This window comes from Cellulomonas rhizosphaerae, from assembly GCF_003470205.1.
Taxonomy (GTDB): Bacteria; Actinomycetota; Actinomycetes; order Actinomycetales; family Cellulomonadaceae; genus Cellulomonas; species Cellulomonas rhizosphaerae.
Genome location: NZ_QWKP01000133.1, coordinates 1 through 13,853, shown reverse-complemented (window position 1 = coordinate 13,853; position 13,853 = coordinate 1). Strand labels below are relative to the sequence as shown.

At 72.9% G+C, this 13,853-nt stretch carries 12 protein-coding genes; 9 read left to right on the top strand and 3 right to left on the bottom strand.

Features of this window, described 5'->3' with window-relative positions:
• Window positions 1–443 (bottom strand): helix-turn-helix domain-containing protein (locus tag D1825_RS04085; RefSeq protein WP_233549618.1); only part of this gene is annotated, 443 nt, incomplete at its 3' end.
• Window positions 444–513: 70 nt separating this feature from the next.
• Here D1825_RS04085 and D1825_RS04080 point away from each other — a divergent pair.
• Window positions 514–1,434: an NAD(P)/FAD-dependent oxidoreductase gene (locus D1825_RS04080; RefSeq protein ID WP_118766189.1), complete on the top strand. Its 921-nt coding sequence runs from the start codon at window positions 514–516 to the stop codon at window positions 1,432–1,434.
• A complete protein-coding gene (locus tag D1825_RS04075; protein ID WP_118766188.1) occupies window positions 1,431–2,054 on the top strand; it encodes a class I SAM-dependent methyltransferase in 624 nt (207 codons plus the stop codon). Before D1825_RS04080 ends, D1825_RS04075 begins: the two co-directional genes overlap by 4 nt.
• Here the strand turns inward: D1825_RS04075 and D1825_RS04070 are convergent.
• Window positions 2,029–2,853: a class I SAM-dependent methyltransferase gene (locus D1825_RS04070; protein ID WP_118766187.1), complete on the bottom strand. Its 825-nt coding sequence runs from the start codon at window positions 2,851–2,853 to the stop codon at window positions 2,029–2,031. The genes D1825_RS04075 and D1825_RS04070 overlap by 26 nt on opposite strands.
• A 416-nt stretch (window positions 2,854–3,269) precedes the next feature.
• On the opposite strand from D1825_RS04070, the gene D1825_RS04065 reads away from it, so the two are divergent.
• The 7 genes from D1825_RS04065 to D1825_RS04035 all read left to right on the top strand — a co-directional run bounded on the left by D1825_RS04065 (window position 3,270) and on the right by D1825_RS04035 (window position 12,740).
• Window positions 3,270–4,847, top strand: coding sequence for a glycosyl hydrolase family 18 protein (locus D1825_RS04065; RefSeq protein WP_233549617.1), 1,578 nt, complete (start codon window positions 3,270–3,272; stop codon window positions 4,845–4,847).
• 74 nt (window positions 4,848–4,921) lie between these two features.
• Window positions 4,922–6,289 (top strand): outer membrane protein assembly factor BamB family protein, encoded by a 1,368-nt coding sequence (locus tag D1825_RS04060; RefSeq protein WP_118766185.1) that lies wholly within the window; start codon window positions 4,922–4,924, stop codon window positions 6,287–6,289.
• Between the two features lie 181 nt (window positions 6,290–6,470).
• Window positions 6,471–8,501, top strand: coding sequence for a glycosyl hydrolase family 28-related protein (locus D1825_RS04055; RefSeq protein ID WP_199721490.1), 2,031 nt, complete (start codon window positions 6,471–6,473; stop codon window positions 8,499–8,501).
• Between the two features lie 354 nt (window positions 8,502–8,855).
• On the top strand, window positions 8,856–9,965 hold the full coding sequence (locus D1825_RS04050; RefSeq protein WP_118766184.1) for an LLM class flavin-dependent oxidoreductase: 1,110 nt from the start codon (window positions 8,856–8,858) through the stop codon (window positions 9,963–9,965).
• Window positions 9,962–10,813, top strand: coding sequence for an ABC transporter permease (locus D1825_RS04045; RefSeq protein ID WP_118766183.1), 852 nt, complete (start codon window positions 9,962–9,964; stop codon window positions 10,811–10,813). Before D1825_RS04050 ends, D1825_RS04045 begins: the two co-directional genes overlap by 4 nt.
• Window positions 10,814–10,857: 44 nt before the next feature.
• The gene (locus tag D1825_RS04040) at window positions 10,858–11,919 is read left to right on the top strand and encodes a taurine ABC transporter substrate-binding protein (RefSeq protein WP_118766182.1); all 1,062 of its coding nucleotides are present in this window, start codon (window positions 10,858–10,860) and stop codon (window positions 11,917–11,919) included.
• A gap of 38 nt (window positions 11,920–11,957) precedes the next feature.
• Window positions 11,958–12,740, top strand: a complete 783-nt coding sequence (locus D1825_RS04035; protein ID WP_233549616.1) for an ABC transporter ATP-binding protein — start codon at window positions 11,958–11,960, stop codon at window positions 12,738–12,740.
• Between the two features lie 2 nt (window positions 12,741–12,742).
• Here the strand turns inward: D1825_RS04035 and D1825_RS04030 are convergent, their stop codons facing one another.
• The gene (locus tag D1825_RS04030; RefSeq protein ID WP_118766180.1) at window positions 12,743–13,777 is read right to left on the bottom strand and encodes a LacI family DNA-binding transcriptional regulator; all 1,035 of its coding nucleotides are present in this window, start codon (window positions 13,775–13,777) and stop codon (window positions 12,743–12,745) included.
• Between the last annotated feature and the right edge of the window lie 76 nt (window positions 13,778–13,853).

Below are 13,853 nucleotides of genomic sequence, written 5' to 3'. Positions count from 1 at the left end.
GTGGCGAGGACTGTCACGGTGTCGCCGAGCTTGAGGTGCGCGGTTCCCGACAGCACGTAGAGCCACTCGTAACCGGCGTGCGCGTTCTGCGCGATCGGGTCGGCAGTACGGCCCGGCAGGATCATCTTGAAGGCGTGCACCCCCTCGGCGCTGGGGGTCAACGGGATGAAGATGCGGTTTCCGCGCCGTTCGGGCCGCGGGTGCACGCGCGGGTCGCCCGAGGCAGGGGCGCCGACGAGGTCGTCGAGCGGGACCCGGTACGCCTGCGCGAGCGGCAGCAGCAGGTCGAGCGACGGGCGACGCAGGCCCGATTCGAGCCGCGACAGGGTGCTCACCGAGACCCCGGTCTCGTCGGCCACGTCGGCCAGCGTCCGGCCGCGCCGCGCGCGCAGGTCCCGCAGCCGCGGGCCTACGGATTCCAGCACCTCGTCGAAGTCCTTCACGCGAGCCTCCAGTTTGCTGTTTCCGCAACAAGGATTGCACGACGAGGGCCCGAGCGCCCACAGTGGGCGCATGAGCGAAACCTGGGACGTCGTGGTGGTCGGAGGAGGCAGCGCCGGCCTGAGTGCCGCGCTGATGCTGGTGCGGGGACGACGACGCGTCGTCGTGCTGGACGGTGCCGCGCCGCGGAACCGGTTCGCGCCGCACATGCACGCGGTGCTCGGGCACGACGGCCTGCCGCCGACCGAGCTGCTCGCCAAGGGCCGCGCCGAGATCGAGGGCTACGGCGGCGCCATCGTCAGCGCCGAGGTCGTCGGGGCCCGCCGGTCCGACGAGGGCTTCGTGGTGGAGGTGGCCGGCGGTGAGTCGTTCGTCGGCCGACGCCTGGTCGTCGCCACCGGCCTGCGCGACGAGCTGCCCGCCGTCCCCGGGCTGGCCGAGCAGTGGGGGCGCGGCGTCGTCTCGTGCCCGTACTGCGATGGGTGGGAGGTGCGTGACCGGCGCATCGGCGTCCTGGCCGCCGGGCCGGGCAGCGCCGCGCGGGCGCAGCTGATCCGGCAGTGGTCGTCCTCGCTCGTCTTCCTGACCAACGGGACCGGCACCCCCGATCCCGACGAGCGCGCCGAGCTCGAGGCGCGCGGCATCGAGGTCGTCGATGCGCCCCTCGCGCGGGTGCTCACCGACGGCGACGCGCTCGCCGGGGTCGAGCTGGTCGGCGGGGCCGTCGTCGACCTCGACGTCATCTTCGCCATGCCGACCCCGACCCCGCACGACGAGGTCCTCCTGCAGCTCGGCGCGGAGCGGCGCGACGGCTTCGTGCCGGTCGACGAGTTCGGCGCGACCGCCGTCCCCGGCCTGTGGGCGGCCGGCAACGTCGTCAACCCGCGGGCCAACGTCCCGGTCGCGATGGGCGCCGGTGCCAGCGTCGGCGCCATGGTCAACCACGACCTCGTGGCCGAGGACGTGCGCCTGGCGCTGGCGGTGTCGGCATGAGCGCCACCGAGAGCGAGGCGTACTGGGAGGAGCGCTACCGCGACCGCGAGGCGGCGTGGGGGACCAACCCGAACGCGGTCCTCGTCGATGTGCTCGGCGGCTTCGGCCTGACCCCCGGCGACGCCCTCGACCTGGGTGCCGGCCACGGCGGGGACGCCTTCTGGCTCGCGTCGCTCGGGTGGAACGTGACCGCGGTCGACGTCTCCGCGACTGCACTCGCCCGGGTCGCGCAGGGGGCCGCCGCGCGCGGGCTCACCGTCGCGACCGAGCAGCACGACCTGACCCGCACCCTCCCGGACGTCGCCGTCGACCTGCTGACGGCGACCTACTTCCAGACGCCCCTCGAGATCGACCGGGACGCGATCCTGCGCCGCGCCGTCGGCCTCGTCCGGCCCGGCGGGACGCTCGTCGTCATCGACCACGGCAACGCCCCGCCCGGCTCGCGGCTCGCCCACGCGCACCACCACTTCCCGAGCGTGGCCGAGACGTGGGCGTCGCTCGCGCTCGACGAGAGCTGGGACCTGGCCAGGATCGACGCGCCCGTGCGGCGCGCCATGGCACCCGACGGCGAGATGGCTGACCTGACGGACAACGTCATCGTGGCGCAGCGCCGCCGCTGACGGCCTCGGTCCGGCGGCCCACGTGCAGCACGCAGCCCCAGTGGCGGCGCAGCAGCCCGTCGGGCCGCTCGGCGAGGCGCCGGCGGATCTCGCCGTCGAGCCGTTCGCGCTGCCACGGCTGCATCGCGATGTGCCCGGAGAACGTGTCGAGCACGTCGAGGTAGCCGTCGGCGTCGTGCACGGTCTCCCAGTCGTACTGGCGGATCGCGACGACCTCGAACAGCCCGCTCGCCTCGATGTCCGCGCGCTCGTCGGGCAGCTCGCCCGGGCGGGGGACCGGGGTGCCCGGCGGGAGGCCCTCGCCGATCTCCTCGTAGACCTCCTGGAGGTCGGTGAAGAACGGGTCGCCGTCGTCCGGGATGACGTGGGTGGCGCCCCAGAAGGCCAGGTGACCGCCGGGTTCGAGGGCTTCGGCGACCCGGCGGAACCGGGTGCGCGGGTCGAGCCAGTGCCACGCCGTGGCGGCGTAGACCAGGGCGAACGTCCGCGTGGCGGTCCAGTCCTCCAGGCGGGTCTCGAGGACCGCGACGTCGAGCCCCGCGAGGTGGTCGCGAGCCTGCGCCGCCAGGGCCGGGCCAGGCTCGAGGCACGTGATCACGAACCCCCGGCGGGCCAGCGGGAGGGTCGCGGTGCCGGTCGCGCAGCCCACCTCCAGCAGGTGTGCTCCCGGCTCCAGCCCAGCAAGCCGGACGAGGTCGTCGAACAGCTGCGCGGGGTAGCCGGGGCGGGCGCGGCGGTAGGCCGCGGCCGCGCGGTCGAACGTCGCCGCGAGCCGGAGGCGCTCGGCGTCGCTCGGCATCCCGCGAGCCTAGCCAGCGGTGCCGGGGGCGCGGGCAGTGGGGCGCCGCGAAAAGCGGGCTCACAGACTCCGCGCGGGGAAATCGCGTGCCACTAATTCTCGGGCCGCGGTCCGCGCGCGTCTGCGCAGGTCAGAGCCGCACGACGGGGAGGAGACGGAGCCGTGTCCGGTGCGTCGCGGTTGCCTGAATATCTCCCGAAGTCTTGACCGATTTCACCCGGTCTGGCTAACGTCACAGATGAAGGATTAGTGAGTGATCCTTACAAAACACCCCTTCCAAATGCGTCACCACGGAGGCACCAATGCACTTCGCGAGACGAGTCGCTCCGGCGGCCGGAACAACCCCGACCCACCCCCGACGCCGGCGCAACGCCGCACTGGCATTCCTCACCTCAGCAGGGCTCGTCGCCGCACTGGTGGCCGTCCTTCCCACGTCGGCCAGCGCGGCCGGCTCCTTCACCGCCACCTTCACCTCGACCGGTGACTGGGGGACCGGCCACCAGGCCTCGGTCCTGGTGAAGAACGCGTCGACGACGAGCTCGCCGACGTGGACGCTCGAGTTCGACCTGCCGGCGGGCACGGCCATCACGAGCTCCTACGACGCCGACGTCGTCAAGACCGGCAACCACTACAAGGCCACCTCGAAGAGCTGGGCGGGGCCGTTCGCGCCCGGCGCCTCGCAGACCTGGGGCTACGTGGGCTCGGGCCCGTACAAGGCCCCGCTCAACTGCACGATCAACGGCGTGGCCTGTACGGGCGGCAACCCGACGACCACCCCGACGACGACGCCGACGACGACGCCGACGCCGACCGTCACCCCGACCGTGACTCCCACGCCGACCCCGACGCCGACCGTCACGCCCACCACCCCGCCCCCCGGCGGCAAGAAGCTGGTCGGCTACTTCGCGGAGTGGGGCGTCTACGGCCGCAACTACCACGTGAACAACGTCAAGACGAGCGGCTCGGCAGCGAAGCTGACCCACATCCTGTACGCGTTCGGCAACACCACGGGCGGTAAGTGCTCGATCGGTGACTCCTACGCCGCGTACGACAAGGCCTACACAGCCGACCAGAGCGTCGACGGCGTCGCCGACACCTGGGACCAGCCGCTGCGCGGCAACTTCAACCAGCTGCGCAAGCTCAAGGCGGCCAACCCGAACCTCAAGGTCATCTGGTCGTTCGGCGGCTGGACCTGGTCGGGCGGGTTCACGGCCGCGGCGGCCGACCCCGCCGGGTTCGCAAACTCCTGCTACGACCTGCTCAACGACTCGCGGTGGAAGGGCCTGTTCGACGGCATCGACATCGACTGGGAGTACCCGAACGCCTGCGGCCTGTCCTGCGACAACAGCGGGCCGCTCGCGTTCGACAAGGTCATCACGGCGCTGCGCAACAAGTTCGGCTCCAGCTTCCTGGTCACGGCGGCCATCACGGCCGACGGCAGCAACGGCGGCAAGATCGACGCCACCGACTACGCCACCGCGGCCACCAAGCTCAGCTGGATCATGCCCATGACCTACGACTACTTCGGAGCGTGGAACGCCCAGGGCCCGACGGCCCCGAACGCCCCGCTCACGTCGTACCCCGGTATCCCGCAGGCCGGGTTCAACGCCGAGGACGCGATCAACAAGCTCATCGGCAAGGGCATCCCGGCGAGCAAGATCCTGCTCGGCGTCGGGTTCTACGGGCGCGGCTGGACCGGCGTCACGCAGAGCGCGCCCGGCGGCACGGCCACCGGCCCGGCGCCCGGCACGTACGAGCAGGGCATCGAGGACTACAAGGTGCTCAAGTCGAAGTGCCCCGCCACGGGCACGGTCGGCGGCACGGCGTACGCCAAGTGCGGCAGCGAGTGGTGGAGCTACGACACGCCCGCCACGATCACGAGCAAGATGACGTGGGCCAAGAACAAGGGGCTCGGCGGCTCCTTCTTCTGGGAGCTGTCCGGCGACACCACGAACGGTGAGCTCATCTCGGCCATGAAGTCCGGCCTCAGCTGATCTTCACCTCACCCGACCGGGGGTTCGCCGCACTGCGGTGGGCCCCCGGTCGTGCGCGTGAGTAGCGTCAGAGGATGGGCCGCACCGCGGTGTCGCAGGTCGAGCTGCTCGAGGACGAGCCGGTCGACGACGAGCCGTGCTCGCGCTCGCGGTGGCGCCGCTGGTGGCCGCTGCCGATCGTAGTCGCGCTCCTCGCCGTCGGGACGCAGGCCGGCCTCGATGCGCGGCAGCGGGCGCACGACGAGCGCATCGCGGCGCTGCCCGGCACGCTCGCACCTGTCGGCGACGCGCTGAGCGTGCGGTGGAAGGTCCCCGACGACGACTACACGGTGGTGAGTGCCGGGTACGAGGTCGACGGCGCGTACGTGGGTGTACGTCACGAGGTCGACGAGGCCTACGCGGCGGTCGCGCTGGACGTCGGTACCGGCCTGGCGCGGTGGTCGACCCCGCTCGGCGACCGCGGCGAGACCGCTGGCGCACCCATCGACGCGGGGAACTTCACGGTCACGCCCGCCGGCGGCCCGTCCTGCGTGCCCGGCTCGCTCGGTGACAGCCCCGTGCTCGCGTGCCTGGTCGACTCGCGCCGCGGCCTCGTCGTCCTCGACGCGACCGACGGCGCGGTGCTGCGCCGCGAGGACCTCCCGACCAGGGCCGACCTGCTGGCCGCCGCCGGGGACACGACCTACCTGGCGCGCTCCGTCGGCACCGAGTGCGAGGTGACCGCGCTCGACTCCTCCTCGGTACTGTGGACGACGACCGTCGCGTGCGGCGGGCGCCCGGAGATCGTTGCCGCGGGCGGCCTCGTGGCCCTCGGCTCGACGCGCGAGCACGTCACCGTGCTCGGCCGGTCGGGCGACGTGCTCGACGAGGCCGACGACGCCGCGGCCGCGGCGCTCGGCGACGCGATCGTCCTGAACGACTTCGCGGGCGACGGCACCGGGACCTCGCGGCTGCTGCGCGAGGACGCCGAACCGGTGGACGTCGACGGCATCGTCATGGTGCCGCGCGTCGACGACGGCTCCGCGCCGAACCTCGTCGTGACGGTCGACACCGCGACCCGCGGGTACGACGGGCGCACCGGAGAGCGGCTGTGGGAAACGCCCGACCCGCTCTCAGGCATCTACCTGCTGCGCGACGGTCACGTGGTCGGCTCGTCGGGCCAGGACGTCCTGGTCTCGATCGACGCGCGCACCGGCGCGGTCCACCACCGCGCGGCGCTGCATCCCGACGACCTGCCGCTCTCCCCGGTGACCGACGGGCCGACGTACCTGACGATCGTGCGCGGCGCCCCGTCGGACGCGCCGCGACTGGTGGCCGTCGACGCGGACGGGGACGACCGGACGTGGGACGTGCGGCTGCCCGGCGGGCTGCTGGGACTCAGCCAGCTCGGTCGTCACCTGGTCGGCACCTACCGCGGCGGGACGCTGCTGGTCCTGGGCTGAGACACGCATCCTGCAGCCCGTTGCGCCGCGGTGTGCGTACTTGTTGCCGCGATTCGCGTAAGTTCTTCCACTTTCTCTTTGACTCTTGTCTGTCGGTTTGTCCAGTCCGTACGGTGTGTCCCGTCATGCGGTGCCGCATCCCCCCGCGGCGCCGACCCCCGGTGCGCAAGGAGGCGCTTCCGTGAGGATTTCCGTTCATCACGCCCGTCGGCGACGAGCGGGGCGGGTCGCCGCGGCGACCGCCCTCGCCCTCGTCGCGACGCTGGCGGCAGCCCAGCCCGGCCTCGCGGCCGGATCCACCGAGCCGAAGCCGGGCGTCGAGACCGTCGCCGGCATCGACCCGGCACTGACGGCGGGCCGCGGCGCGACCGTGCCCTTCGTCGAGCAGGAGGCCGAGAACGCCACGTACACCGGCGACCTCGTCGGACCCGACCGCACGCCCTACACGCTGCCCAGCGAGGCATCGGGACGCAAGGCGGTCAAGCTCGACGCCGCGGGCGAGTACGTGCAGTACACGCTGACCAAGCCCGCGAACGCCGTGACGCTGCGGTACGCGATCCCCGACGCGCCCGCCGGCGGCGGGCTCACGGGACCGATCGACGTGGCGGTCAACGGCATCAAGCTGACGAGCGCGACGCTCACCTCGCAGTTCTCCTGGCTGTACGGCACCTACCCGTTCTCGAACGACCCGCAGGCCGACCCCAACAAGGACTGGTGGCTCACGGAGTGCGGCTGCGTGCCGTCCGCGACCACGCCCGCGCCGGTGTTCGACAAGCCGTTCCGCCCCTTCCACTACTACGCGGAGAAGCGCATCCCCCTCGTCGTGCCGCTGAAGAAGGGCGACACCGTGCGCTTCACGGTGCCCAAGACGAACAAGCTCGACTGGGTCGTGCTCGACGTCGCGGACTTCGAGCAGGTCGGCCTGCCGAAGCTGCCGCCCAGGAAGAGCGTCAACGCGTGGCTCTACGGCGCCGACCCCACGGGTCGCAAGAGCTCGGCCGACGCGCTCGACAAGGCGATCGCCGCCGGCAAGAAGCTGCAGGTCCCCGTCTACATCCCGCCGGGCACGTACAAGGTGGACCGCCACCTCGTGGTCGACAAGGTCACCGTGGTGGGCGCCGGCAACTGGTGGACCACGCTCACCGGTGACGGCGTGGGCGTCTACGGCAAGTACGTGGAGGACGGCGGCTCGACCGACGTGCACCTCGCGGACTTCTCGATCATCGGCAACACCCGCGACCGCGTCGACGACGACCAGGTCAACGGTGTCGGTGGCGCGCTGGGCGGCGGCTCGACCGTCGAGCGTCTCTTCATCCAGCACACCAAGGTCGGCATGTGGTTCGACGGGCCGTTCAGTGGTCTCACCGTCAAGGACAACATCATCGTCGACCAGATCGCCGACGGCCTGAACCTGCGTCGCGGCATCTCGAACGCCACGGTGACGAACAACTTCATCCGCGGCACCGGCGACGACGGGCTGGCCATGTGGTCGCACGGCGTCTCCACGCCCGCGCAGGACGCGGACCACGACAACGTGTTCTCGCACAACACCGTGCTCAACCCGGCGCTCGCCAACAACATCGCGATCTACGGCGGGCACGACAACGAGGTCGCGAACAACGTCGTCGCCGACCCCGTGCGCGAGGGCAGCGGCCTGCACGCCGGGGCCCGGTTCAGCGCGGTCCCGTTCTCTGGCCGCACCACGTTCGCGGACAACACGACGGTCCGGGCGAGCACGTTCGACCTCAACTGGAAGATCGGGCTCGGAGCCATCTGGCTCTACGCGCTCGAGGGCCCGGTCAAGGGCGTCGACGTGACGGGCGACCACTACCTCGACAACGGGTACAACGCGATCATGATGGTCTCGGAGTGGGGCGTGAAGGACCTGTACGGCATCGACGACGTGCACTTCTCCGACGTCCAGGTCGACGGCGCCGGCACCTCGGTGGTCAGCGCCCGTGCCTTCGGGTCCGCGTCGTTCACCAACGTCGACGTGCGCAACGTCGGCTGGGCGGGCGTCAACAACTGCGGCGCCTTCGGCTTCCCGGCCACCGGCTCGGAGTTCTCGCTCGTCGACGGCGGCGGGAACGACGGCACCGACGGCAACCCGTGGGAGGTGGGCCGCAACTGGTTCACGCCCTTCGTGCCGAACGCCATCACCTGCAACGACCGGCCGCCGGTGGTGACCCCGCCGGCGCCGAGCACGTGGTGAGGCGCCACTGATCGTGAGGCGCCACTGATCGACGCCCGCGTCCGGCGATGGTGCGATCCGGACGCGGGCGTCCTCCCTCCGCAGGGGAGGCGGTAAGGAGCAAGGGCTCGACGACGGGGGTCGTCGGGCCCTTGCTCGCGTCCAGCCTGTGGGACTTTCGTGTCCGCCTCTTGATTCGGACCCTTCTGGTCGGGACTATCCGCGCCATGTCGTTCACCTCGTCCCCGGCGCGCCGGTGTGCCGCGCCTGCGGCGAGCTGTCGGGCCTGACCCGACCCCGGCCGCGCGCAGCCCGCAGCTCGGGCCGAGCGCTTCTCCTCGAATCCCCCGACGACGAGAACAGGCACACGCCCTCATGACCTCGTTCCACTGGTTCCTGCCCACCAACGGCGACGGCCGGCACGTCAGCAACGTGGTCGCCGCCGCCGGCGCCCGCAAGCTGCCGCGGCCCGCCTCCCTCGACCACCTCGGCCAGATCGCGCGCGCGGCGGAGCTGTCCGGCTTCGACGCCGTGCTCACGCCCACGGGCGCGGCCTGCGAGGACGCCTGGATCACCACGGCCGCGCTGCTCACGCAGACCCGCGACCTGCGGTTCCTGGTCGCCTTCCGGCCCGGCTTCATCCTGCCGACGCTCGCCGCGCAGCAGGCCGCGACGTTCCAGCGGCTGTCCGGCGGACGGCTCGCGCTCAACGTCGTCACGGGCGGCGACCCAGCCGAGCAGCGGTCCTACGGCGACACTCTCGCGCACGACGAGCGGTACGCGCGCACCGACGAGTTCCTCGAGGTCGTCCGCGGCCTGTGGGACGACGAGCCGCTGAACCACTCCGGCGCGCACTACGTGATCGAGGGCGGTGGCTTCCCGCAGCTGCCCTCGCCGCGCCCGCCCATCTACTTCGGCGGCGCCTCCCCGGCGGCCGAGGCCGTCGCGGCCAAGCACGCCGACGTCTACCTCGCGTGGGGCGAGCCCGTGCCGGCCCTCGTCGAGAGGATCACGCGCGTGCGCGCCCTGGCCGCTGGCCGGCCGCTGCGGTTCGGCGTGCGGCTGCACGTCATCGCGCGGGACACGGCCGACGAGGCGTGGGACGAGGCCGACCGTCTGCTCGCCGGGATGGACCCCGCAGCGGTCGCGGCGGCCCAGGCGCGGTTCGGCCGCCTCGAGTCCGTGGGCCAGAAGCGGATGAACGACCTCACGCGCTCGCTGGGGACCGACGCCCGTAGCCAGCAGGTCGCGCCCGGGCTGTGGGCCGGCATCGGGATCCTGCGCGAGGGTGCGGGCACCGCGCTGGTCGGCAGCCACGACGACGTCGCCCGCTACCTGGTCGAGCTGGCCGACGCCGGGTTCGACGAGTTCATCCTGTCCGGCTGGCCGCACGTCGAGGAGGCCTACCGCGTCGGCGAGGAGGTCCTGCCCCGGTACGCCGCGCTGCGGGGTTCCACCGACGGCTCGTCGGGCACGCCCTCATGACGACGACCGAGACGAAGCTGACCACGCCCGCGCCCGCCGCCGTCCGCACGCCGCGGCCGTGGCTGCGCACGCTGGGCCTGCGCTCCGCGGGCGTCGCCGCCCTGCTCGGCGTGTGGTGGCTCGTGACCGCGCTCGAGATCTGGCCGCGGGTGCTCGTCCCGACCCCGGGTGACGTGTGGGACGCGTTCCTCACGGTCGCCGGGATCCGACCCGACGAGAACGGCCGCACCGGGTTCAGCGGCTACACGCTCTGGCAGCACCTGGGCATGAGCCTCGAGCGCATCCTGCTCGGCGCCGGCATCGGCACGATCCTCGGCATCGTGATCGGCCTCGCGATCGGCACGATCCCGCTCGTCCGCGTGCTGCTCGAGCCCGGAGTCACGTTCCTGCGCCAGCTCCCGCCGCTCGCGTACTTCTCGCTCCTGGTCATCTGGTTCGGCATCGACGAGACGCCCAAGATCTGGCTGCTGCTCATCGCGGCCATGCCCCCGGTCGCCGTCGCGACCGCCGCGGCCGTCGGCGGCGTGCACCGCGACTACGTCAACGGCGCGCGCTCCCTGGGCGCCGGGCGCTGGGACGTCATCTGGTGGGTGATCGTGCCCGCGGCGCTGCCCGAGATCCTCGTCGGGATCCGGCTCGGCGTCGGCGTCGCCTACACGTCCGTCGTCGCCGCGGAAACCATCAACGGCGTCCCGGGCATCGGCGGAATGATCCGCGACGCGCAGCGCTACCTGCAGACCGACGTGGTCATCCTCGGGATCCTCGTGCTCGGCATCTCGGGCGTGCTGCTCGACTCGTGTCTGCGCTGGGCCGAGCACCGCGTCGGCCCGTGGCGCGGGCGCGCCTGACCCCCTCGTTCTCCCCGGTCCCACCCCATTCGAGAGGAACACCCATGTCCATCCGCAAGCTCGTCACGCTCGGCCTTGCCGGGCTCCTGCTCGCCACCACGGCCGCGTGCTCGTCGTCCGACGACGACGCCAAGGCGACCCCCTCGGACGGTGCCTCCACAGTCGAGGCCCCCGACACCCTCCGGATCGGCTACCAGCAGATCCCCAACGGCGACCTGGTCGTCAAGCACAACAAGTGGCTCGAGGACGCCCTGCCCGACACGACGATCGACTGGGTCCGCTTCGACTCGGGCGGCGACGTCAACACCGCCGTGGTCGCCGGATCGATCGACATCGGCCTGGCCGGCTCGAGCCCCGTGACGCGCGGGCTGTCCGCGCCGCTGAACATCGACTACCAGGTGGCGTGGATCCACGACGTGATCGGCGACGCCGAGTCGCTCGTCGCCCGCGACGGCACCGACATCACGGCCATCGCGGACCTCAAGGGCCACAAGATCGCGACGCCGTTCGCCTCGACCTCGCACTACAGCCTGGTCGCCGCGCTCACCGACGCGGGCCTCAGCACGGACGACGTGACGCTCGTCGACCTGCAGCCGGCCGACATCCTCGCGGCCTGGACCCGCGACGACATCGACGCCGCGTACGTGTGGGACCCCACGCTCTCGCAGCTCGGCGGGACCGTGCTGACCACGTCGACCGAGCAGGCCGCGGCAGGTCACCCGACCTACGACCTGGGCGTCGTCACCACCGCGCTCGCGCAGAAGTACCCGGCCGTCGTCGACGCGTGGCTCGCGGCGCAGGACAAGGCCGTCGCACAGATCAAGGACGACCCGGCCACCGCGACCGAGGCGATCGGCGCCGAGCTGGACCTCGCTCCGGCCGACGTCACCGCACAGCTCGAGGGTCTGACGTTCCTGCGCGGCACCGAGCAGCTCGCGCCCGAGTTCTTCGGCACCAAGGCCGCCCCGGGCGCGTTCGCGGAGAGCCTGCACCAGGCCGCCGAGTTCCTGCACGGCCAGGACGCGATCGACGACGTCCCGGACGTCGCCGCGCTCCAGCCCGGCATCGCGCTCGACGCGCTCGACCGCACGTTCGGCCAGAAGTGATGACGGCGCACGCGGGCGCCGCGTCGCACGGTGCCCGCGTGCGCCTGGACGACGTCCGGCAGGTGTTCGGGACCGGCGCCTCGGCGCGGCCCGCGCTCGACCTGCTGGACGTCGACCTCGCCCCGGGGGAGCTCGTCGCACTCGTCGGGCCCTCGGGGTGCGGCAAGAGCACGGCGCTCAACCTCGTCGCGGGCTTCCTGTCCCCGACGGCGGGGAAGGTCAGCGTCGACGCCGTGCCCGTGACCTCGCCCGGGGTCGACCGCGGCGTGGTGTTCCAGCAGCCGCGGCTGTTCCCGTGGCTGTCGGTGCGGCGCAACGTCGAGCTCGGCCCGCAGTGGGCCGGCGAGTCGAAGGCGGCACGGCGGGAGGCGGCCGACGAGGTCCTCGCCCTGGTCGGCCTGTCGGAGGTCGCGGACCGCGCGCCCTACGAGCTGTCCGGCGGCATGCAGCAGCGCGCCGCGATCGCCCGCGCGCTCGCGGGCCGGCCGCGCGTGCTGCTCATGGACGAGCCCTTCGCGGCCCTCGACGCCCTCACGCGCGAGCGGCTCCAGGAGGAGCTGCTGCGGGTGTGGCGTGCGACCGGGACCACGGTCCTGTTCGTCACGCACTCGGTCGACGAGGCCGCCTACCTCGGCACGCGCGCACTCGCGTTCTCGGCCAGCCCCGGCCGCGTGGTGCTCGACCTGCGGCTCCGCTCGCTCGAGGAGGTCGCGGCCGAGGAGCTCGGGCCGGACGGGCACGTGCTGCGTGCCCGCGCCGACGCGCGCTCGGACGCGCACCGGGACAGCCTGCGCGAGGCCGTGCGGGAGGCAGCCGCCTGACGTCAGGCGGTCTCGCGCACGACGAGGGTCGGCGTGAACATCACGCCGCGCGGCGGCTGGTCCGGCGTGCGGATGCGCTCGAGCAGCAGGCGGGCCATCTCGCCGGCCATGTCCTCGACCGGCTGGCGCACCGTCGTCAGGGGCGGGGTCGCCTCGGTCGCGGTCGCGCTGTCGTCGAAGCCGACCACCGCCACGTCGTCGGGCACCCGCCGGCCGCCGTCCTGCAGGACGCGGGCCGCGGCCTCGGCCATGAGGTCGTTCACCGCGAACACGGCGTCCGCGTCGGCGTGCTCGACCAGCACCACGCGCGCGCCCGCCGCGCCGCTGCGCGCCGTGAAGTCGCCGTGCTCCACGGTCACCTCGATGCCGCCCTCGGCCGCCCCGGCCCGGAAGCCCGCGAGCCGCTCGCGCGCGGCGCGCATCTCCGGCGGGCCGGCGAGCACCACGGCGCGGCGCCGGCCCAGCCGGGCCAGGTGCTCGGCCGCGAGCCGCCCGCCGATCGCCTGGTCGGCGTCGACCCAGCTCACGGGGAGCGCGGTGGTCGGCTGGTGGGAGAGGACCACGGGCACGTTCATCTCGTGCAGCGCGTGCGGCAGCCCGTGCTCGTCGCCGCCGGACAGGAACAGGACGCCGTCCACGTGGCCCTGGCGCAGGTAGGACAGGACGAAGTCGTGCGCCTCCCGGTCGGCCGGGACGACGACGAGGTGCACGCCCGTGGCCCGCAGGACCTGCTGCGCCCCGGCGGTGACCCGCCCGAAGTACGGGTCGGAGAAGATCCGCTGCAGGAACTCGGCGCCGGCCGAGCCCGAGGCGGGCTCCGAGATCACGAGCGCGACCGAGTTGGTGCGCCGCGTGACCAGCGAGCGGGCGGCCAGGTTGGGGACGTAGCCGGTCGCGCGGACGGCCTCGTCGACCGCGCGGCGCATCTTGGGGTCGACCGTCGCGACGCCGTTGAGCACGCGCGAGACGGTCGACCGGGAGACCCCTGCTCGTCGGGCGACCTCCTCGATAGTCGACGGACTGCTCTGGCTCGTCATGGTGTTCCTTATAGCACCGCCGACGGCGGCGCCGGGGGAGCCCCGGCGCCGCCGTCCCAGCTCAGCGGTAGACGCG